The following is a 20053-nucleotide window of genomic DNA, read 5'->3' on the forward strand; positions in this document are numbered from 1 at the left end:
ATGCGGCAGATCGGCACGATCTTGGCGGGGCGGCGGGGGCGGGGACATGACGGGAATCAATGGTTGTTCGTGCCGGCCTCTTCGCGGGTAAACCCGCCACACAGGTTCCGAGAGCGCCGCAGAACCTGTGGGAGCGGGTTTACCCGCGAAGAAGCCGGCGCGGAATCAGGCTTGGGCCATGACCCTGCGGCGCCGCACCACCAGGCTATCCACCACCCACATCACCACCATCGAAATCCCCACCAGCGGGAAGGCAACGCCTAGCACCACCATCACCCCCACGGCCATCTTCCAGCGCGGCAGGTCATGGCGCAGCGGCGGCACCCCCAGCCCACCAGCCGGCTTGCGCTTCCACCACATCACCAGCCCACTCACCGACCCCAGCAGGATCATCAGGCACACCAGCAGGATGACGATCTGGTTCAACGGCCCGAACATCTTCCCTTCGTGCAGCATCACCCCCAGCTCCGTGGCACGCGCCACCGGGCTGTAGTCCTGCCAGCGCACATCGGCCAGCACCTGTCCGGTGTACTGGTCCACATGCAGGGTGGCATCGTTACGCGGATCGTCGGCGAACACCGCAATGGTGAACACTCCTTCGGCACTGGTCGGCAGGGTGATGCTGTAGCCCGGCTCGACCTCGCGCAGATTGGCGATGTTCTCGACCTGCTGCAGGCTCACCTGGGGCGCGGCGGGGGCGTGATCCATCATGTGGTGCCCGGCATGCTCGGCATGGGCGCCGGACACCGGCATCGGGGTGTTCTCCATGGCCCACGGCACGGTCTGGCGGTGGGCTTCATTCAGTTCGCGTGCCTGCTTGTCGGACTTGGGCACATCATTCCACATGGCCGCCGGGAACCGGTTCCATAGGTCGGCATACTGCTTGCCCCATAGCCCGGTCCAGGTCATGCCGCTGATCAGCATCAACAGCAGCAGGGCTGAGCCCCAGAATCCTGTAACAGCATGCAGGTCGCGCCACAGCACCCGGCCGCGTGCGCTCAGGCGTGGCCACAGCACGCCCGCGCTGTTGCGCCCGCGTGGCCACCACAAATAGAGGCCGGACACGACCAGGACGATGCCCCAGCCGGCCGCCAGCTCCACCAGCCGGTCACCGACCGTGCCGACCATCAGCTCGCCATGCAGGGCACGGGCAATGGCCTGCAGGTTTTGCTTGCCGTCCTGTTCGCCCAGCACCTTGCCGCTGTACGGATCGACGAACACGTTCAGCTCGCGCCCGCCGTCATGTACGACGAACTGTGCGCTGCGCTCGGCGCTCACCGAGGGCAGGTACTGCCCCACCTGACCCTGTGGATAAGCCTGGCGTACGTTGGCCAGCAACGTATCGGCGCCCTGTCGGTGATGGCCGGCCTCGACCACCATCAGCTCGCGGTACATCAGCGGGTCGAGCTGCGGCTTGAACAGGTAGATGATCCCGGTGATCGCCAGCAGGATCATGAACGGCGCCACGAACAGCCCGGCATAGAAATGCCAGCGCCACGCAAGGTTGTAGAAGGAAACGTTTGGTTTGCTCATGGGAGCCTCCCGTAGACCTCAAGTGGGCGCGGTCAGGTCCCGCGCCCGTTTGTTGTTGTCAGAAGCTGAAGTCGACCTTGGTCCAGAAGGTCCTGCCTGGCTCGTTCACCGGGTCCGTGGCGCTGGCCGGGTAGCCGAACCCGGCGTTCCCGGCCAGGTTCAGGTGCTCGGCGTAGGCCTTGTCGAACAGGTTGTCGACACCCGCGCTGAGCTTGAGGTTGTTGTTGATCTTGTAGGCGCCGTTGAGCGAGAACACGCCGAAGCCTGAACTTGTGTCGTAGTCCTTGCCGACCACGTTGCCCTGGTTCTTGGCAATGCGGTTCTGCTCGGCAACCAGGCGCCACAGGGCACCGACGCTCCAGGTGTCGCGGCTGTAGGTCAGCCCCAGGCGGCTTTCCAGCGGTGGCATCTGTGGCAGGGCCTTGCCGTCGCTGCTGTTCTTGCCCCATGCGTAGGCCAGGGTGGCGTCGGCCTTCCAGTTTTCGGTCAGCTTGTAGGCCGCGCCCAGTTCGCCGCCCATGATGCGAGCGTCGATGTTCTGTGCCTGGGACACGAGCCGGCTGCCCATGCCACCCATGCCTGGCACGTAGTCGAACAGGATGTAGTCGCGAATCTGCCCGACGTAGCCCGAAGCCCAGGCTTCCAGACGTTCGTCGCGGTACTGGATGCCGAAGTCGAGTTGGGTGGTCTTTTCCGGCTTGATGCCGTCGAAGGCATTCACCGAGCCGGTGGGGGCCAGGGTCGGCGAGAACAGCTCCCAGTAGTCCGGGAAGCGCTGGGTGTGGCCCAGGCCGATATAGGTGGTGGCGGGTACCGCAGCCAGGTCGTGCTCATAACGCACAAAGCCGCTGGGCAAGGTATCGGCCCGGGTGTTGCCGCTGGTGGCGATGCCCTTGCGGAAATCGCGGGCCGAAGCGCGGTCCAGGCGGGCGCCGGTGATCAACCGGTCTTCACCGGTGGCGTACCAGGTCAGTTCACCGAAGACCCCGTAGTTATGGAAGTCGGCGTCCTTGTCCCAGGGCTTGGCTTTGTACGTATCGATGCCCATGCCGCTACGCTTGCGGTGCTCGTTGGTTTGCGCGTCGATACCGCTGATCAGCTGTACATCGGCCCAGCGCCAGGTGGCCTTGATCCGACCACCCAGGGTGCGGCGATCGACGTTGCTTGCCATCGGCATCCCGACAGTCGAGCGCAGGGTGTAGTTGTCCATCACGTGGTCGGCGTAGTTGTAGTAGACCTGCGCCTCGACCTTGTCGAGCACCTCGCCGAGGTTGGACTTCTCGAAGCGCAGCCCCAGGCTTTCGCGCTTGAACTGCGAGCCGTCCATGCCCCGCCCGGCGGAGCGAGCCTCGCCGTCGCCCTTGCCGGCGGTAAGCTCGAGCAGGGTGTCGGCGTCCGGGGTCCAGCCGAGGCTGACATCGCCGTTCCACTTGTCCCAGCGCGACGGCACGGTGTCGCCGTTGCCGTCCTCGAAGTCGTCAGAGTGCGACTGGTTGCCGATGAAGCGTACGTAGCCGAGCTGGTTGCCGGCCGCGGCGTCGAGCACCTTGTCGAAACGGCCGTTGGAGCCGGCCAGCACGCTGCCGTTGACCCGGCTGCCGAGCTCGCCGAATTTCTCTGGGTCACGTTCGAAGAGAATGGTGCCGGCGGAGCCGCCGGGGCCCCAGATCACACTTTGTGGGCCTTTGATCACGGTGAGGCGGTCGTAGGTTTCCGGCGAGATGTACGAGGTCGGAGCGTCCATGCGACCGGGGCAGGCGCCGAGCATCATGCCGCCGTTGGTGAGGATGTTCAGGCGTGAGCCGAACATGCCGCGCAGCACGGGGTCACCGTTGGTGCCGCCGGCGCGGATCACCGAGAAGCCAGGGATGGTCTTGAGGTAGTCACCGCCGTCGCTGGCCGGCACGGGCTGGCGCGGATCTTTAGGGTTGGTGACCACGGTCAGCGGTGAGCTCGGGGCGATGGCGGTGATCACCGTCGGGCTCAGCTCGGCCGGGTCGTGCACATGGCCTTCGTGGCCGGTTTCGGCGGCAAAGGCCAGTGGCGCGAGCAGCGAGCCGCAGAGCACGGCGATGGTGCCGCGCAGGGAAAGGTCAAAAACAGGGGTGCAGCCGGACATAATGATTCCAGTCGATCAGTCGTGAGTCAGCGCAAAGCCTCCTGGCTTCGGGCGTTTAGCGTGTTGTGTTCAAACGACGATCGAATGGGGCGGCGCGCGGCTGCGGGCGCCGGGGAATACAGCCTGTCGGGCATGGCCCTGGCGCGTGGCGATGGTGAGGTGGGTGGGTGGGGGGACGCAGCCTGCGCTGAGCGGGCTGAGGGTCTGGGGCAGGGCGGGGCAGTTGAACAGCAGGCTGCAATAGCCGCACTTCTCCCACATGACATGCAGCTGGCCATCGTTGCCGTGGCCGTGGTGCTCGTCGTGACCGTGCGCCATGGGCATGCTCATCGACATGTCCATGGGCATGGACATGCCGGCGTGGTGCTCCATCGGCATCGACTGGGAAACCAGCGGGCCGATGAAGATCATCCACATGGCGAACAGGCTCAGCCAGCCGCCACCGACGCGCCTGCGATCAGGGCGGGTAGTGCGGGCGGAGCTGTAGCGCGGCAGGCTCATGGCGAGCGCCAGTCAGCTATCGGATCAGTGCGTGTGCTCGTGCTGCGCCTGGTCGGCGGGCGGCTGCTTCTGCACGGCGACCTCGACGGTGATGTCACCGGCCTTCTCGAAGTGCAGGGTCAGCGGGAAGCGCTTGCCGTCGCTGAGCAGGCTGCGATCCTTGGGTTGCATGATCATCACGTGGTAGGCGCTGGGGGCGAACACCACATCCTTGCCGGCCGGGACCAACACGCTTGGCACATGTTGCATCTTCATGGCGCCGGCGGCGCTCATCACATGCTCATGCAACTGGGCGTCGTCGGTGATGGTGCTTTTCACCGAAAGCAGGCGGTCATCGGCCTTGCCGTTGTTGTGCACGACAAAGTAGGCCGCCACGTTGGGCGCGTTCGGCGGCAGCTCCAGCGACCAGGGGTGGGCGATGTGCAGGTCGCCGACGCTGTACTCGTGGGCGGTGGCGTAGGCGCCGGGCAGCAGCAGGGCGGCCAGGACGAGGGCTTGCTTGAGCATGGGTGAGTCTCCGGTCTGTTCAGGTTCTGAAGGACAGCGTAGTGAACTCAGACCAGCGGAGAGGCACGGGGATTGAGCGCGGGCCAGAGTTGGCGCGGCGTGGGTTGGTAGTCGGCGAGGTGTTGTGGGTGGCTTGCCGGCTGCACGGGCGGGTTGTGCAACTGCGGCGGGTAGCCGGGTAGGGCCAGCAAAGGCGCCGCGCCCAGGCAGCACCAGCAGTTCATCATGCTGGCGCTGTCGTCGCTTTGCGTCCCCAGGTCGATCTTGGCCAGGGCCTGGACATCGACCTTGGCCTTGTTGGCCATGCTGGAACAGAAAGCCCCCCACAGCAGCTGTTCGGCCGGGCCCTTGGGCGCGGCAGAGGACAGCGGCATGGCCAGCAGGTTGAACAGCACTGCGAAGCAGGCTATCCAGGCGATGTGCCGACGTGGGGGCATGGAGAGATCCGGTCAGGAATCGTGATGGCTATTGTACGGCGGAGTATAGGTAAAAAAGCCGGGGTGCGGTGAAGTGCCGCACCTGGGGCTGCTGCGCAGCCCTTTCGCGGCACAAGGCCGCTCCTACAGGAATTCGCGCCCCCCTTGTAGGAGCGGCCTTGTGCCGCGAAAGGGGCGCAAAGCGCCCCCGGCGATATCAGGCTTTACCGCGGCCCATCAAACCGCGCACGGTCTCCTGCAGATCTGCCGGCAGCACCACCACCTTGGCATTGTCGCTACCCGCCAGATTCTCCATCGCCCCGATATACCGCTCACCCAGCAGGTACATGGCCGGCACGGTCTCGCTGCCCACCGCTTCCTTGACCAGGGTGATCGCCCGCGCCGACGCCTCGGCCAGGTTGACCTGGGCCTCGGCATCCAGCTTGGCCGCCTGCAGGCGCGCCTCGGCTTCGAGAATCGCCGCCTGCTTGTTGCCTTCGGCGCGGGTCACATCAGCTTTACGCTCACGCTCGGCGGCCGCCTGGCGTTCCATGGCGGTCTGCATGCTCGGCGAGGGCTTGATGTCCTGGATCTCCACCGAACGCACGGTCACGCCCCAGTCTTCGGTCTGCTCGGACATCGCTTCGCGCAGGCGCGCCTTGATCTGCTCGCGGCTGGACAGCGCCTCGTCCAGGTCCATGGCGCCGACGATGGCGCGCAGCGAGGTCATGGTCAGGCTGGTGACGGCGAACGAGAAGTTCTGCACGCCGTACGAGGCCTTCTGCGGGTCGACCACCTTGGCGAAGCACAGGGCGTTGGCGACGATCACCGCGTTGTCCTTGGTGATGATCTCCTGCTGCTGCACGTCGAGGATGATGTCCTTGGTCGGCAAGCGGTAGGCGACCACGTCCATGTACGGAATGACGATGTTCAGGCCCGGCTTGAGGGTGCTGTGGTAGCGGCCCAGGCGCTCGACGATCCATTCCTCGCCCTGGGGCACGATGCGCACCCCCTTGAACACGGTGATAAGAACGAATGCGGCGAGGGTGCCGACGACGATGAGGCTGGTCATGCTTGCGAACTTCCTTTTAGTGCGGATTCAGGCCCGGGTGACCCGGGCGGTGTTGCCTTCGATGGCGGCCAGGCGCACGCGCTCGCCGGCGGGAATTTCATTGTCCGAGACGCAAGTCCATTCCTCGTTGCCGAGGATCGGTTTCTGAAAGCGTACCCGGCCTTTCTGGAACTGCGAGACGTTGGCGGTCAGCAGGCCGACCTCGCCGATCACGCTGTCGGCGGTCCAGCGCACGTCCGGCTTCTTGCGGCGGAACACCTTGAACCAGAGCACGGTGGTGATCGATGAGAACACCACCCACAGCAGGCCCTGCATATCGAGTTGCAGGCTGGGGGCGAGCAGCGAGACGAGCGACACCAGCACGGCACCGACGCCAAACCAGAGGATGAAGAAGGTGGGGAGCACCAGTTCAAGCAGGATCAGGGCCACGCCGAAGACGAGCCAGATCCACCATTGCATTTCCATATGGGTGGAGCCTTCCAGAAGGGGAGAGGTGATTCTACGGCAGGATCAAGGCACAGGGCCATCTCGTGACCGTCAGCGTGGGTGTGATACCCAGTCTTCCACACGCAACCCCGGAACACGCTGGAACTCGCGCAGGTTGTTGGTCACCAGCGTGAGGCCACGAGCGCGGGCGTGGCCGGCAATCATTCTGTCATAGGGGCCGATGGGCGTGCCGGCCTTGGCCAGCTCCGCGTGTAGCTGCGCAGTGTGAGCTGCGCCCTGAATGTCGTAGTCAAGCACATCGAGCCGTGCGGCGAACCCCTCGACAATGGCCAGGTTACGTTCCGGCGCGGCGGATTTTTCCGCACCGTAGATCAACTCCATCAGGGTGACCGTGCTGATAGCCAACTGGCCGTGGTAGCGATTGAATGCCTCACGCACTACCTGTGGCTTGTTCTTGATGGTGAAAATGCAGATGTTGGTATCGAGCATGTACCTGAGCATCAGAATCCTTCGCGCTCCTGGTCGGCTGGCTGTTCCCTGCTTGCCATGAAGTCCGCACTCACATCGTCACCCTCGAACCAGCTGTCCCAGCTTTCGCCGGCAGGCGAAATGATACGGGAACGGCCCACCGCGACGATGTCCACGCGGGTGACGTCTTCTGGAAGGGCGAGGGCTTTGGGCATACGGATAGCCTGGCTGCGGTTGCTTTTGAAGACTGCACCTTGCTCCATGATGGGCCTCCTTGAAAGCGCAAATGTATGTCCGGAGTTTAATTCCGGGAATGGATATGTCAATGGGATATACGTAGCGAGGTCAGGCCTTGGACAGGCCGAGCGCCTCCAGCAGTAACCCTGCATCTTGAAACGCCCGATCCGCCTCCGGCAGCACCGGCCGCTTGAGCACCAGTACTGGAATCCCGCGCTCCCGCGCCACTTCCAGCTTCGGCTCGGTGGCCGTGCTGCCGCTGTTCTTGCTCACCAGCACGTCGATCTGTCGACGTTCGAACAAGGCACGTTCATCGTCGATGAGGAAGGGCCCCCGCGCACCGATCACCTCGCAGCGTTCATTGCCAGGGCACGCCTCGAGGGCGCGCAGGGTCCAGAACTGGTGTGACGGAATTTCGTCCAGATGTTGCAAGGGTTCACGACCAAGCGTGAACAAGGGGCGTTCGAATGAGGTCAGCGCCTCGATCAGCCTGGCCCAGTCCTCGACTTCGCGCCAGTCATCGCCGGGTTGTGCCTGCCACGCCGGGCGGCGCAGGGCCCAGCAAGGAATGCCTGCGCTGCGCGCGGCGAGGGCGGCGTTACGGCTGATCTGCGCGGCATAGGGGTGGGTGGCGTCGATCAGCAAGCCGATACCGGCATCGCGAAGGTATTCGGCCAGGCCTTCGGCACCGCCATAGCCACCGACCCGCACCTGGCAGGCCAGGTCCTGGGGCACTCGGCCAATTCCGGCGAGGCTGTAGATATGCTGCGGACCCAGTTGGCGAGCGATGGCCATGGCTTCGGTAACGCCGCCGAGCAGCAGGATGCGCCCCTTCATGCCACACCTGCCTTGCCGACGATACCGCCCTGGCGGTCGATGGCGAACACCTCCACCTGCACCTGGGCCGGCACCACGCTGCGGGCGAAATCCAGGGCGTGGCGGCACACCTCATCACCCAGAGCGATGCCGGCGGCATGCGCGAGGGCGAGGGCCTGCTGGCTGGTGTTGGCGGCGATGATCGCCTGTTGCAGCGCCGCGTCCGCGCCAATGGCCGCCGCCCAGCCCGCGAGCTGTGGCAGGTCGATGCTGGAGTGGCGGCTGTGCAGGTCCATGTGCCCGGCCGCCAGCTTGCTGATCTTGCCGAAGCCACCGCACAGCGTGAGGCGCGGCACCGGCACCTTGCGCAGGTGCTTGAGCACGGCGCCGACGAAGTCGCCCATCTCGATCAGGGCGATCTCCGGCAAGTTGTAGACCCGGCGCATGGTGTCTTCGCTGGCGTTGCCGGTGCAGGCGGCAATATGTGTGTAGCCGTTGGTGTGGGCGACATCGATGCCCTGGTGGATCGAGGCGATGTAGGCCGAGCAGGAGAACGGCCGGACGATGCCGCTGGTGCCCAGGATCGACAGCCCACCGAGGATGCCCAGGCGCGGGTTCATGGTCTTCAGGGCCAACTGCTCGCCGCCCTGGACATTGACCGTCACTTCGAAACCGCCGTGGTAGCCGCAATCGCCGGCCAGTTGCAGCAGATGGTCGCTGATCATCTTGCGCGGCACCGGGTTGATGGCCGGTTCACCGACTGCCAGCACCAGCCCCGGGCGGGTCACGGTGCCAACGCCCGCGCCTGCGACGAAGCGAACGCCGGGCTCGGCAAGCAGGCGCACCTGGCTGTAGAGCAGGGCGCCGTGGGTGACATCGGGATCGTCGCCGGCATCCTTCAAGGTACCGGCCTCGGCCATGTCACCCTTGAGGTGGCAGAACTCCAGGCGCATCTGCACCACCTTGCCCTTGGGCAGGGTGATCTCCACCGCGTCGTGCCGTTGCCCGGTCAGCAGCAGGCGCGCCGCCGCCAGGCTGGTGGCGGTGGCGCAGCTGCCGGTGGTCAGGCCGCTGCGCAGCGGCGCGGGCTGTTCGCGGGTTTCTTCACGCATCGAGGGGCTTCACCACGTCGAGCAGGGTGATCGGCAGGGCCTGGCGCCAGGTGTCGAATCTGCCCAGAGGCTGGGTGTGGGCGATGTGGATGCGAGTCAGCTCGCCGCCATGCTGGTCGCGGAACTGCGCCAGGGCGACCTCGCTTTGCAGGGTGACGGCGTTGGCAACCAGGCGCCCGCCCGGCAGCAGGCGCTCCCAGCACAGGTCCAGCACGCCTTCGCGAGTGACGCCGCCGCCGATGAAAATTGCATCCGGGCGCTCCAGCCCAGCCAGCGCGTCGGGTGCTTTACCACGGACCAGTTGCAGACCGGGTACGCCAAGGGTGTCGCGGTTGTGTTCGATGAAACCCTGGCGGCCCTCGTCGGCCTCGATCGCAAGGGTACGGCAGCTGGGGTGGGCGCGCATCCATTCGATGCCGATGGAGCCGCAGCCAGCACCTACGTCCCACAGCAGCTCACCGGGTTGTGGTGCCAGGCGAGCCAGGGTGATCGCTCGCACGTCGCGCTTGGTCAGCTGGCCGTCGTGACGGAAGGCGCTGTCGGGCAGGCCGGCCACACGCGGCAGGCGTGGGGTGTCGGGCGAGGCCTGGCATTCGATGGCGACCAGGTTGAGCGTGGCGATGTCGGTGTGCGGCCAGTCGTCGGCGGTGCCGCTCAGCATTCGCTCCTGGGGGCCGCCGAGGTGTTCGAACACCTGGAGACGGCTGGGGCCGAAGCCTCGTTCGCACAGCTGCGAGGCAATGGCCGCCGGGCTGCACTCGTCGTTGCTCAGCACCAGCAGGCGCACGCCGCTGTGCAGATGGGCATTGAGCGCGGCCAGTGGGCGGGCAACCACCGAGACCACCTGTACATCCTGCAACGGCCAGCCCAGGCGGGCGGCGGCCAGGGCGCAGGAGGAGGGCATCGACAGCACCTGCAATTCCTCGGCGGGCAGCTGGCGCGCCAGGCTGGCGCCGACGCCGTAGAACATCGGGTCGCCGCTGGCCAGTACGCATACGGGCTCGCCGCGCAAGGCCATGACCGGGGCCACGGAGAAGGGGCTGGGCCAGTGCAATTGCTCGGCGGTCACGCAGCGGGGCAGTAGTGCCAGCTGGCGTGGGGCCCCGATGATTCGCGTGGCCGATAGCAGGGCACGCCGGGCCTGCTTGCCCAGGCCGCTGAAACCGTCTTCGCCGATGCCTATTACTGTCAGCCAGGGGGCCATTGGGTCCTCTTCGATACCGCATGGGGGCACTACGTGCCCCTTTCGCGGCGCAAGGCCGCTCCTACAGGTGCAGCGCAAACCCTGTAGGAGCGGCCTTGTGCCGCGAAAGGGCTGCACAGCAGCCCCGAAATTGAACGTTCGACCACCGGTTTTTCATGCCGCCGGACAAAGCAGGCATAATACCGCGCCTTCTACACTGAAGCGCACTTTCACGATTGCCGGATGCCCCCTTGACGCAGCCCCCACCCTCCGAAGTTTCGACCCGTCCCTCGGCCTGCCCGGGGTTGTGGCGCATCGTTGCCGCGCGCGACGGTGGCATCTGCCGGATCAAGCTGCCGGGCGGCCTGCTGCTGGCCGACCAGGCCGATGCCGTGGCCGACGCCGCCGAGCGCTTCGCCGGCGGGGTGATCGAGGCCACCAACCGGGCCAATCTGCAGATTCGCGGCATCGGTGATGACCATCGGGGCCTGGTCGAGCATCTGCTGGCCGCAGGGCTCGGCCCGCGTGACGCGGCGGGCGATGATGTGCGCAACCTCATGCTCAGCCCACTGGCCGGACTCGATCCGACCATGCTGTTCGACACCCGACCATTGGCCGGGCAGATCCTCGACCTGCTGGAAAGCACACCCAGGTTCCACAAGCTCTCGGCCAAGTTCGCCGTGCAGCTCGATGGCGGCGAAGCGTTGACGATGTTCGATCACGCCCACGACCTGTGGTTGTCCGCCATGCCGCACGAAGGACGCATCTGGTTGCGGTTCGGCCTCGCGAGCAGCCTGTCGAATGGCCAGGCGCTGGGTGCGGTACCGATGGAGCAGGGGCCGGCGCTGGTGCGCGCGGTGCTGGAGCGCTTCCTCGACCTGGCGACGCCCGAGCAGTCGCGCATGCGTCAATTGCTGCAGGTGTGCCCGGTTGAGCACTTCCTCGAAGGGCTGGCGATCCAGATCGACACCCCGTCGATGGCCTGGCAGCGCCCGGCGACGACAAGCCCGTGGCTGGGCGTGCTGCCCCAGCGCCAGGGTGTGGCCCTGGGCGTCGCGCCACCCCTCGGGCGGCTGACGCCCGTAATGCTCCGTAGTGCCGCGCGCATCGCCCGGCAATGGGGCGATGGCAGCTTGCGCCTGACGCCTTGGCAGAGCCTGGTGCTGACCTCCCTCGAACCGACCGCGCTGGAAAACGCCCGTGTGCAACTGGCGGCATCCGGCATGCTCTGCCACAACGAACATCCACTGGCGCGGGTCGTCGCCTGCACCGGCTCCAGCGGTTGCGCCAAGGCCCAGGCCGACACCAAGGCCGACGCCATCGCCCTGGCCGCCCTGCTGCACCATGGCGCCCCGGGCTGCGTGCACCTGTCCGCCTGCCCACGTTCCTGCGCCATGGCCCACGTCGCCCCGGCGACCCTGCTGGCCCGCGCCCCGGGCCGCTATGACCTTTACTTGCGCGATGCGCGCCTGCCGGGCTTCGGCAGGTTGCGCGCCGCCAACCTTACCCCAGAAGAAGCAGGCGCCATGCTCGACCTGCCGACGGAGCACCTTGATGATTGACTACATCCGCGATGGTCAGGAGATCTATCGCAATTCCTTCCGGATCATCCGCGAGGAGGCCCGGCTCGAACGGATCCCCGCCGATCTCGAAAAACTCGCCGTGCGCGTGATCCATGCCTGCGGCATGGTCGAGGCCATCGATGGCCTGCAGTTCTCCGATGGCGCCGGTAGCGCCGGTCGCGAAGCCCTGGCCAAGGGCGCGCCGATCCTCTGCGACGCGCACATGGTTGCCGAAGGCATCACCCGCGCCCGCCTGCCCGCCAACAACCCGGTGATCTGCACCCTGCGCGACCCGAGCGTGCCGGACCTGGCCAAGGCCGAGGGCAATACCCGCTCGGCGGTGGCCCTGGAGCTGTGGCGCCCGCACCTGGAGGGCAGCGTGGTGGTGATCGGCAACGCGCCGACCGCGTTGTTCTATCTGCTGGAAATGCTCGATGCCGGCGCACCGAAACCGGCGCTGATCCTCGGCTTCCCGGTCGGCTTCGTCGGTGCCGCCGAGTCCAAGGCGATGCTCGCCGCCGACAGCCGTGGCGTGCCGTTCGTGATCATGCAGGGCCGCCTGGGCGGCAGCGCGATGGCCGCCGCCGCGGTCAACGCCCTGGCCACGGAGGTGGAATGATGCACGCACGCGGACGACTGCTGGGCCTGGGCGTGGGCCCGGGCGATCCCGAGCTGATCACGGTCAAGGCCCTGCGCCTGCTGCGCGAGGCACCGGTGGTGGCGTACTTCGTGGCCAAGGGCAAGCGCGGCAATGCCTTCGGTATCATCGAAGCGCACCTGCAAGCCGAACAGACCCTGCTGCCGCTGGTGTACCCGGTGACCACCGAGGCGCTGCCCGCGCCGCTCTCCTACGAGCAGGTGATCAGCGACTTCTACGACGAAGCCAGCCTGCAGGTTGCCGCGCACCTGGACGCCGGCCGCGACGTGGCGGTGATCTGCGAAGGGGACCCGTTCTTCTACGGCTCCTACATGTACCTGCACGATCGCCTGGCCTCGCGCTACGAGGCGCAGGTGATTCCGGGCGTCTGCTCGATGCTCGGTGGCGCCTCGGTGCTCGGTGCACCGTTGGTGTACCGCAACCAGACCCTTACCGTGCTCTCCGGTGTGCTGCCCCATGAAGAGCTCAAACAGCGACTGGCTGCTGCCGACGCGGCAGTGATCATGAAGCTGGGGCGCAACTTCCCCAAGGTGCGCCAGGTGCTCGGCGAGCTGGGCCTGGATAGCCGTGCGCTGTACGTGGAGCGGGCCACCATGGCCAACCAGAAGATCGTCGCGCTGGACGAGGTCGACCCGCAGTCCTCGCCGTACTTCTCGCTGATCATCGTGCCGGGTGAGAAATGGCAGGGATGATCAAGGCACCGGCAATCGTCATTCTCGGCCCCGGCAGCCTGGCTACCGCGCAGCGTATCCAGCAATGTTATCCACAGGCCGTGATCCATGGCCTGCAAGGGCGCGTGGAGGGTGTCGACCGTTACTACGCAGTCTTCGGCGACACCCTGCGTGAGCTGTATCAGCAAGACACGCCGATCATCGCCTTGTGCGCGGCGGGTATCGTCATTCGCACCCTGGCGCCGCTGTTGAGCGAAAAAGGCGTCGAACCACCGGTACTGGCGGTGGCCGAGGACGGCAGCGCCGTGGTTCCGCTGCTCGGTGGCCTGGGCGGAGTCAACGTCATGGCCCGAGAGATCGGTGAAGCGTTGGGTGTCAGCGCGGCGATCACCACCAGTGGCGAGCTGCGCTTCGGCACCTGCCTGCTGAATCCGCCCGAGGGTTACGCACTGGCGGACCTGGAACAGGGCAAGCGCTTCGTCTGCGACCTGCTGGCGGGCGAGGCGGTGCGTGTCGAAGGCGACGCGCCGTGGCTTGAGCACGCGCAGTTGCCCGCCAGCGAAGATGCCCAACGCACTATCCACGTGGGCAGCGCACTGCGTCCGGCCAGTCGTGACGAACTGCTGATCCACGCGCGTTGCGTGGTGGTGGCGGTCACAGCCGGTAGCGCTGACCTGGTGCAACAGGTGCGCGAGGAGCTGCTGCGAGCGAACATTGCCGAGCCTGCGCTGGCCTGCCTGCTGGCGAGCGAAACCGAGATGGCGGAGTCGGCCCTGCACGAAGCTGCACAGGCCTTGAATGTCGCCCTGCGCTTCGCCCCGGCCGCCGAGAGCCTGGAGCGGATGCTGGCTGATGCATTGCCGCACGCGCGCGTAGGTTCGTCCGTGGGGCTCGCCCACGCCGTTGCCGCGGCACCGGTCGACATCGCCCGCGTTGGCCGTCGCCGTGGTCGCCTGGCGGTGATCGGCCTGGGCCCTGGTGCCGCCGAACTGATGGTACCGGCGGTCAAGGCGGAGCTGGCGCGGGCGCAGGATGTGCTCGGCTACGAAACCTACGTGCGCATGGCCGGCCCGTTCCGCGACGATCAGGTACTGCACTGCACCGACAACCGCGAAGAGATGCAGCGCGCTCGTCATGCTTTCGAGCTGGCGGCCCAGGGGCGTTCGGTGGTGGTGGTGTCGTCGGGTGATCCGGGCGTGTTCGCCATGGCCGCCGCAGTGCTCGAGGCGTTGCACGAGTCCAGCGACCCGGCCTGGCAGCGCGTCGAGTTGCAGATCCTGCCCGGCGTCTCGGCCTCGCTGGCCACCGCCGCGCAAGCGGGGGCGCCGCTGGGGCATGATTTCTGCGTGATGTCGCTGTCGGACAACCTCAAGCCCTGGTCGATCATCGAGAAACGCCTCGACCTGGCGGCCCAGGCGGATCTGGTGCTGGCGTTCTACAACCCGATCTCCAAGGCCCGGCCTCATCAGCTGGGTGCGGCGCTGGAGGTGGTACGCCGTCATCGTGACGCAGGCACGCCGGTGGTGCTGGGCCGTGATATCGGCCGGCCGGGCCAGACCCTGCGGGTAGTGACCCTGGGCGAGCTGCTGCCGGAGATGGTCGACATGCGTACCATGGTGCTGGTCGGCTCCTCGACCACCTGCACCTTCCCCCGTGCCGATGGCGGCCAGTGGGTGTACACGCCGCGCTGGTATCCCGCCAAGCCCTGAGTGCAGCCGGGGTCAGGGCAGCAGGTAGCCCTTGATCCCGGTGAAGATGATCTGCGCCGCCAGGGCACAGACGAACAGCCCCATCAGGCGGCTGACGATCTGCAGGCCCTGGTCGCCGAGCAGCCGCTCGATACGGTGCGAGAGGTACAGCACCAGGCCGACGGTGAAGCTGGCCAGGGCGATGCTGACGATGGCCAGCAGCTTGTCGTCCCAGTGCGGCTGGCCCACCCCCATCACCAGCAGCGCACCGATGGTGCCCGGGCCGACTGTCAGCGGAATGGTCAGCGGCACGATGGTTACGTCCTGCTGCACGTTGTCGGTCTGCACCGCCGACTTGCCCTGGGCCATGCCCAGCGCCGAGATGAACAGCACCGAGCCCGCGCCGATGCGGAAGGCGTCGGCGGTGATGCCGAACACGCCGAAGATCACCCGCCCGAACAGATAGAGCAGCACGCTGGCCACCAGCGTGGCGATCGCCACGCGCCAGGCCAGTTGCTTGCGTTCCTTGCTGGAGTGGCCGCGGGTCAGGCCGATGAAACACGACAGCACGAAGAACGGGCTGTAGAGCACGAGCATTTTCAGGTAGACGCTGAACAACTCATGGAGCATGGGGGCGGGTCCGCGGCGGTGAAATGTCACTGTATAGCACGGATCCTGTAGGAGCGGCCTTGCGCCGCGAAAGGGCTGCAGCGCGGCCCCGGGATCTCAGCTAAAGCAGAAATGGCCGGGGGCTGCTGTGCAGCCCATTCCGGCCGGTCCGACGCCTCGGCAAGGCCGCTCCTACACCAATAGCATTTCAGTCGAGGGGGGCAGTAACTACCTGACGCTGCCCCGCCCAGAACTGGATCAGTTCGCGCAATTGCGACAGCTCCACGGGCTTGGCCATATGGCCATCCATGCCGGCCAGCCGTGCGCGCTCCTTGTGCTCGTTGAGAATGTGCGCGGTCAGCGCCACCACCGGGGTGCGCGGCCGCTGGTTGGCGGACTCCCAGGCGCGCAGCTGCTGGGTGGCGGAGAAGCCGTCGAGCACCGGCATCTCGCAGTCCATCAGCACCAGGTCGTAGTGCTTGGTCTTCATCGCTTGCAGGGCTTCTTCGCCGTTGCTGGCAGTATCCGGCTCGAGATTGAGCTTGCCGAGCATGCCGCGGATGACCTTGGTCGAAATACTGTTGTCCTCGGCCACCAGGATGCGGAAGTCGCCGGGCAGGTCCAGCGGCACCGGAGTGCCGACCGGCAGCGGCGGCGCGGCCTGGTCGCGGCCGCGCAGGGCGAGCTCCTCGGCGAGGGTAGTCTTGAGCGTGTAGCCGGCCACCGGCTTGGCGAGGATGCGCTTGACCCCGGCGTTGCGGGCGATGATCTTGCTCGGCGCATTGCTGATACCGGTGAGCATCACCACCAGGATGTCGTGGTTCAGGCTCGGATCTTCCTTGATCTTGGCCGCCAGTTGCATGCCGGTCATGCCGGGCATGTTCTGGTCCAGCAGCACCGCGTCAAAGTAGTCGCGCAGGTGCGCCTTGGTACGCAGCAGCGCCAGCGCTTCCTTGCCCGACGGCACCGCGCTGACGTTCATGCCCCAGGCGCTGCATTGCTGCACCAGCACCTTGCGGCAGGTGTCGTTGTCGTCGACCACCAGCACCCGCGCATCGCGCAACGGGCCGTCGAGGTCGGTGGCCGGCTGCTCCAGGCGCTGCGGATCCAGCGGCAGGGTCAGCCACAGGGTGTTGCCCATGCTGGTGCTGGTCTTGATGCCGAACTCGCCCTGCATCAGTCCGATCAGCTGCTTGGCGATCACCAGGCCCAGGTGGCCGCCGAGCTTGTTGCTGGAGAGGAAGTGGCGGCTGTGCAGTTCGGCCTGCAGCAGGGCGTCGCGCTCGGCGGGCGGCATCGGCTCGCCGCTGTCCTGCACGGCGATGCGCAGGCGCGGGCTGTCGCCGCGCTGGTCGAGGGCCACCACCAGCAGGATCTCGCCCTGGGTAGTGTTCTTCAGGGCATTGTCCAGCAGGCTCGACAGGGCCTGGCGCAGGCGCGTCGGGTCGCCGCTGACGACCCTGGGCACCTGGGGCTGGGTGAAGCTGATCAGCTCGATGTTCTGCTGCTCGGCCTTGGCCCGGAAGATGTTCAGGCAGTCCTCGATCAGGGCGTTGAGGTCGAACTGCACGTCGTCCAGTTCAATCTGTCGCGATTCGAGCTTGGAGATGTCGAGGATCTCGTTGATCAGGGTGAGCAGTTCGTTGCCGGCGCTGTGGATGGTCTGCACGTAGTCGCGCTGCTTGACCGACAGCGGCGTGCCCAGCAGCAGCTCGGTCATGCCCAGCACGCCGTTCATGGGGGTGCGGATCTCGTGGCTGATCTTGGCCAGGAACTCGGCCTTGGCGTTGATCTCGGCGTCGCTGGCGGCCAGGGCGCGGCTGGCGCGGAAGCGCTCTTCGCTGATCCGGCGCAGGCGCTCGCTGACCGCGAGGTTGAGCAACAGGCCGCTGACCACGGTCAACGCCATGAGGATGCACAGCAGCCAGGGCATTGGGGTGCGGGTCAGGCCCAGCAGGGCCGGCAGCAGCACCAGGCCGCCGAGGTTGAACACCAGCATCGCCACGCTGAACAGCCGCGCCGGGCCGTAGCCCTTGTACCAGTGATAGCTGCTGACCAGCAGCATGCTCACGCTGCCCAGGGCGAGCAGGGCGTAGGTCATCAGGTTCAGCGGCAGCGTGTCGACGAACAGCAGCACCAGGCCGCTGACCGCGGCCACTACCATTTCCATCTGCATCAGGCGGTTGAGCCGCGCCGAACTGCAGGGAGAGAAGAAATGCAGGGTGAAGTACAGCCCGGCCAGGCCCGCCAGCACCAAGGTCAGGTAGGCCGCCGGGGTCTGTGCGCTGTGCCACAGCTGCCCCCACGGGCCAGTGAGATTGAGCAGGATCAGCGCGCTGAGCAGCATCAGGCCGTGGTACAGCGCCAGGACCAGCGTGGTGCTGGAGCGAGAATAGGCGAAGCGGATCAGGTTGTGCAGGATCAGCATCACCAGCCCGCCGAACAGCAGGCCGAACAGCAGCGACTGGCGCTGGTCGGCGGCGGCGTGGGCGGTGGACTCGACGCTGATGGCCGGGCGCAACTGGTGTTCGGAGACCAGCCGCAGGTAGATGTCCAGTGGCTGGCTGCTGTGTGGCAGCGGCAGCACATGGTCCCGGCCGCGCTGGGTCGGGCTCAGGCCATCGCCCTGGCGGCCATGGTGCAGCTGGCGCAGCAGTTTGCCGCCTTCGAGGGCGTAGAGGTCCAGGCGCGACAGGTCGGGGGCGAAGATACGGACCAGTTGCTCCTGGTCGTGCGGTTCCAGGCGGTAGTGCAGCCAGAGCGCCTGGTCGGGGAGGGCGGCATCCAGTTCGTCGAGGGCCAGGGGGCTGAACTGGTTGCGGTAACGTTCGGAGCGTACATCGGACAATTGCAGGTTGGCCTGTTCGTCGAGCAGCGCCGACCAGCCTGCGGCCTGTTCGGCATGTGCCGGGAGCAGGCAGAGCAGGGTCAGCAGGCTGACGATCAGGGCTATGGCAATCCGAAGCCGACGCACGACGAAATCCCTTCTTAGCTAATGTGCCGGATAACAACTATGCGCGGCGCGCCAAGGCGAAGGCAAGGCCCCGGCGGGGCCTTGACGACGAGCCGAAGGCCGCGCGCGCGGAGCGCCACGACCGTTCGGTGCATTTTTACTGCTGGTGCTCACCGCGCTCGCGGGCGATGGCCCGGTAGCCGATGTCGGTGCGGTAGAAGCTGGCGTCCCACTTGACCTGCTCGGCCAGGCGGTAGGCCTGCTGCTGGGCGGCCTCGACGGTGTCGCCCATGGCGGTGGCGCAGAGCACGCGGCCACCGGCGCTGACCACCTGGCCGTCCTTCAGCGCGGTACCGGCGTGGAACACCTTGCCTTCAAGCTTGGCGGCGGCATCCAGGCCGCTGATCACGGCGCCCTTGGCGTAGTCGCCCGGGTAGCCACCGGCGGCCAGCACCACGCCCAGGCTCGGACGCGGGTCCCACTGGGCCTCGACCTTGTCCAGGGCCTTGGCGAAGGCAGCCTCGATCAGCAGCACCAGGCTCGACTCCAGGCGCAGCATGACCGGCTGGGTCTCCGGGTCGCCGAAGCGGCAGTTGAACTCGATGACCTTGGGGTTGCCCGCCTTGTCGATCATCAGGCCGGCATAGAGGAAGCCGGTGTAGACGTTGCCTTCCTCGGCCATGCCGCGCACGGTCGGCCAGATCACCTGGTCCATCACGCGCTGGTGCACGTCGGCTGTGACCACCGGGGCAGGCGAGTAGGCGCCCATGCCGCCGGTGTTCGGGCCGGTGTCCTGGTCGCCGACGCGCTTGTGGTCCTGGCTGGTGGCCATGGGCAGCACGTTGTGGCCGTCGACCATGACGATGAAGCTGGCTTCCTCGCCGTCGAGGAACTCTTCGATCACCACCCGCGAACCGGCTTCACCGAAGGCGTTGCCGGCGAGCATGTCGCGCACGGCGTCTTCGGCTTCCTGCAGGGTCATGGCGACGATCACGCCCTTGCCGGCGGCCAGGCCGTCGGCCTTGATCACGATCGGCGCGCCTTTCTCACGCAGGTAGGCCAGGGCCGGCTCGATCTCGGTGAAGTTCTGGTAGTCGGCGGTCGGGATCTTGTGACGGGCCAGGAAGTCCTTGGTGAAGGCCTTGGAGCCTTCCAGCTGGGCCGCGCCCTTGGTCGGACCGAAGCAGTCCAGGCCGCGGCTGCGGAACAGGTCGACCACGCCGATGACCAGCGGCGCTTCCGGGCCGACGATGGTCAGGTCGACGTTCTTCTCGGCGAAATCGGCCAGTTGCTCCAGGGCGGTGACGTCAATGGCGACGTTTTCGCACTTGGCTTCGGTGGCGGTGCCGGCGTTGCCCGGGGCAACGAAGACTTTTTCGACGCGTGGGTCCTGGGCGACTTTCCAGGCCAGGGCGTGTTCACGACCGCCGCTGCCGATGATCAAAACTTTCATGTCAAAACCTCGAAATCTGTAGAGCGGCGATCCCGCTTCCTGTAGGAG

General features: G+C 66.5%; 19 protein-coding genes. 4 read left to right on the forward strand and 15 right to left on the reverse strand.

Annotation, left to right across the window (positions count from 1 at the left end; translation table 11 throughout):
- Positions 1 to 165 precede the first annotated feature (165 nt).
- From AC0MAZ_RS06755 to cbiE, 12 genes are all read right to left on the reverse strand, one after another.
- Complete coding sequence (locus tag AC0MAZ_RS06755; protein ID WP_475860747.1) at positions 166 to 1533, reverse strand: PepSY-associated TM helix domain-containing protein; 1368 nt, start codon at positions 1531 to 1533, stop codon at positions 166 to 168.
- Between the two features lie 58 nt (positions 1534 to 1591).
- Positions 1592 to 3652: a TonB-dependent copper receptor gene (locus tag AC0MAZ_RS06760; protein ID WP_475860748.1), complete on the reverse strand. Its 2061-nt coding sequence runs from the start codon at positions 3650 to 3652 to the stop codon at positions 1592 to 1594.
- Between the two features lie 69 nt (positions 3653 to 3721).
- Positions 3722 to 4153, reverse strand: coding sequence for a DUF2946 domain-containing protein (locus AC0MAZ_RS06765; RefSeq protein ID WP_475860749.1), 432 nt, complete (start codon positions 4151 to 4153; stop codon positions 3722 to 3724).
- Positions 4154 to 4177: 24 nt separating this feature from the next.
- On the reverse strand, positions 4178 to 4660 hold the full coding sequence (locus AC0MAZ_RS06770) for a copper chaperone PCu(A)C (RefSeq protein ID WP_254464345.1): 483 nt from the start codon (positions 4658 to 4660) through the stop codon (positions 4178 to 4180).
- A 47-nt stretch (positions 4661 to 4707) separates the two neighbouring features.
- Complete coding sequence (locus AC0MAZ_RS06775) at positions 4708 to 5097, reverse strand: DUF2946 domain-containing protein (RefSeq protein ID WP_234560879.1); 390 nt, start codon at positions 5095 to 5097, stop codon at positions 4708 to 4710.
- A gap of 196 nt (positions 5098 to 5293) precedes the next feature.
- Positions 5294 to 6148 carry an SPFH domain-containing protein gene (locus AC0MAZ_RS06780; RefSeq protein ID WP_110735010.1) on the reverse strand — a complete coding sequence of 285 codons (855 nt, stop codon included), beginning with the start codon at positions 6146 to 6148 and terminating at the stop codon, positions 5294 to 5296.
- Positions 6149 to 6175: 27 nt separating this feature from the next.
- The gene (locus tag AC0MAZ_RS06785; RefSeq protein WP_232856591.1) at positions 6176 to 6613 is read right to left on the reverse strand and encodes an NfeD family protein; all 438 of its coding nucleotides are present in this window, start codon (positions 6611 to 6613) and stop codon (positions 6176 to 6178) included.
- A gap of 72 nt (positions 6614 to 6685) precedes the next feature.
- Positions 6686 to 7096 carry a type II toxin-antitoxin system tRNA(fMet)-specific endonuclease VapC gene (gene vapC, locus AC0MAZ_RS06790; RefSeq protein WP_475860750.1) on the reverse strand — a complete coding sequence of 137 codons (411 nt, stop codon included), beginning with the start codon at positions 7094 to 7096 and terminating at the stop codon, positions 6686 to 6688.
- Positions 7096 to 7326 (reverse strand): type II toxin-antitoxin system VapB family antitoxin, encoded by a 231-nt coding sequence (vapB, locus tag AC0MAZ_RS06795; protein ID WP_011535889.1) that lies wholly within the window; start codon positions 7324 to 7326, stop codon positions 7096 to 7098. Before vapB ends, vapC begins: the two co-directional genes overlap by 1 nt.
- An 82-nt stretch (positions 7327 to 7408) precedes the next feature.
- A complete protein-coding gene (locus tag AC0MAZ_RS06800) occupies positions 7409 to 8137 on the reverse strand; it encodes a cobalt-precorrin-6A reductase (protein WP_475860751.1) in 729 nt (242 codons plus the stop codon).
- Positions 8134 to 9228, reverse strand: a complete 1095-nt coding sequence (locus AC0MAZ_RS06805; protein WP_475860752.1) for a cobalt-precorrin-5B (C(1))-methyltransferase — start codon at positions 9226 to 9228, stop codon at positions 8134 to 8136. Before AC0MAZ_RS06805 ends, AC0MAZ_RS06800 begins: the two co-directional genes overlap by 4 nt.
- Positions 9221 to 10432 (reverse strand): precorrin-6y C5,15-methyltransferase (decarboxylating) subunit CbiE, encoded by a 1212-nt coding sequence (gene cbiE, locus AC0MAZ_RS06810; protein WP_475860753.1) that lies wholly within the window; start codon positions 10430 to 10432, stop codon positions 9221 to 9223. Before cbiE ends, AC0MAZ_RS06805 begins: the two co-directional genes overlap by 8 nt.
- Before the next feature lie 215 nt (positions 10433 to 10647).
- On the opposite strand from cbiE, the gene cobG reads away from it, so the two are divergent.
- The 4 genes from cobG to cobJ are packed head-to-tail and all read left to right on the forward strand — an operon-like array spanning position 10648 to position 15011.
- Positions 10648 to 11973 (forward strand): precorrin-3B synthase, encoded by a 1326-nt coding sequence (gene cobG / locus AC0MAZ_RS06815; RefSeq protein ID WP_475860754.1) that lies wholly within the window; start codon positions 10648 to 10650, stop codon positions 11971 to 11973.
- Positions 11966 to 12592, forward strand: coding sequence for a precorrin-8X methylmutase (locus AC0MAZ_RS06820; protein ID WP_203648111.1), 627 nt, complete (start codon positions 11966 to 11968; stop codon positions 12590 to 12592). Before cobG ends, AC0MAZ_RS06820 begins: the two co-directional genes overlap by 8 nt.
- Entirely contained in the window at positions 12589 to 13323 is a 735-nt protein-coding gene (locus AC0MAZ_RS06825; protein ID WP_177330861.1) for a precorrin-2 C(20)-methyltransferase, read from the forward strand. The genes AC0MAZ_RS06820 and AC0MAZ_RS06825 overlap by 4 nt, the downstream gene beginning before the upstream one ends.
- The gene (gene cobJ / locus AC0MAZ_RS06830; RefSeq protein WP_232856596.1) at positions 13311 to 15011 is read left to right on the forward strand and encodes a precorrin-3B C(17)-methyltransferase; all 1701 of its coding nucleotides are present in this window, start codon (positions 13311 to 13313) and stop codon (positions 15009 to 15011) included. The genes AC0MAZ_RS06825 and cobJ overlap by 13 nt, the downstream gene beginning before the upstream one ends.
- Before the next feature lie 12 nt (positions 15012 to 15023).
- On the opposite strand, the gene AC0MAZ_RS06835 is transcribed toward cobJ, so the two are convergent.
- From AC0MAZ_RS06835 to purD, 3 genes are all read right to left on the reverse strand, one after another.
- Complete coding sequence (locus AC0MAZ_RS06835) at positions 15024 to 15620, reverse strand: MarC family protein (RefSeq protein ID WP_028691281.1); 597 nt, start codon at positions 15618 to 15620, stop codon at positions 15024 to 15026.
- Between the two features lie 187 nt (positions 15621 to 15807).
- A complete protein-coding gene (locus AC0MAZ_RS06840) occupies positions 15808 to 18573 on the reverse strand; it encodes a hybrid sensor histidine kinase/response regulator (RefSeq protein WP_232856597.1) in 2766 nt (921 codons plus the stop codon).
- A 136-nt stretch (positions 18574 to 18709) separates the two neighbouring features.
- A complete protein-coding gene (purD, locus tag AC0MAZ_RS06845) occupies positions 18710 to 20005 on the reverse strand; it encodes a phosphoribosylamine--glycine ligase (RefSeq protein ID WP_203648108.1) in 1296 nt (431 codons plus the stop codon).
- Positions 20006 to 20053 lie beyond the last annotated feature (48 nt).

The sequence above is a fragment of the Pseudomonas sp. A genome, assembly GCF_056270345.1.

Bases quoted from the DNA above. Each gene is read 5' to 3' on its own strand.
- AC0MAZ_RS06820 (WP_203648111.1), top strand. From the start codon at position 11,966: ATGATTGACTACATCCGCGATGGTCAGGAGATCTATCGCAATTCCTTC.
- AC0MAZ_RS06760 (WP_475860748.1), bottom strand. From the start codon at position 3,652: ATGTCCGGCTGCACCCCTGTTTTTGACCTTTCCCTGCGCGGCACCATC.
- AC0MAZ_RS06755 (WP_475860747.1), bottom strand. From the start codon at position 1,533: ATGAGCAAACCAAACGTTTCCTTCTACAACCTTGCGTGGCGCTGGCAT.
- purD (WP_203648108.1), bottom strand. From the start codon at position 20,005: ATGAAAGTTTTGATCATCGGCAGCGGCGGTCGTGAACACGCCCTGGCC.
- AC0MAZ_RS06825 (WP_177330861.1), top strand. From the start codon at position 12,589: ATGATGCACGCACGCGGACGACTGCTGGGCCTGGGCGTGGGCCCGGGC.
- AC0MAZ_RS06805 (WP_475860752.1), bottom strand. From the start codon at position 9,228: ATGCGTGAAGAAACCCGCGAACAGCCCGCGCCGCTGCGCAGCGGCCTG.
- AC0MAZ_RS06785 (WP_232856591.1), bottom strand. From the start codon at position 6,613: ATGGAAATGCAATGGTGGATCTGGCTCGTCTTCGGCGTGGCCCTGATC.
- cbiE (WP_475860753.1), bottom strand. From the start codon at position 10,432: ATGGCCCCCTGGCTGACAGTAATAGGCATCGGCGAAGACGGTTTCAGC.
- vapC (WP_475860750.1), bottom strand. From the start codon at position 7,096: ATGCTCAGGTACATGCTCGATACCAACATCTGCATTTTCACCATCAAG.
- AC0MAZ_RS06835 (WP_028691281.1), bottom strand. From the start codon at position 15,620: ATGCTCCATGAGTTGTTCAGCGTCTACCTGAAAATGCTCGTGCTCTAC.
- AC0MAZ_RS06800 (WP_475860751.1), bottom strand. From the start codon at position 8,137: ATGAAGGGGCGCATCCTGCTGCTCGGCGGCGTTACCGAAGCCATGGCC.
- AC0MAZ_RS06775 (WP_234560879.1), bottom strand. From the start codon at position 5,097: ATGCCCCCACGTCGGCACATCGCCTGGATAGCCTGCTTCGCAGTGCTG.
- AC0MAZ_RS06780 (WP_110735010.1), bottom strand. From the start codon at position 6,148: ATGACCAGCCTCATCGTCGTCGGCACCCTCGCCGCATTCGTTCTTATC.
- vapB (WP_011535889.1), bottom strand. From the start codon at position 7,326: ATGGAGCAAGGTGCAGTCTTCAAAAGCAACCGCAGCCAGGCTATCCGT.
- AC0MAZ_RS06765 (WP_475860749.1), bottom strand. From the start codon at position 4,153: ATGAGCCTGCCGCGCTACAGCTCCGCCCGCACTACCCGCCCTGATCGC.
- AC0MAZ_RS06770 (WP_254464345.1), bottom strand. From the start codon at position 4,660: ATGCTCAAGCAAGCCCTCGTCCTGGCCGCCCTGCTGCTGCCCGGCGCC.
- cobJ (WP_232856596.1), top strand. From the start codon at position 13,311: ATGGCAGGGATGATCAAGGCACCGGCAATCGTCATTCTCGGCCCCGGC.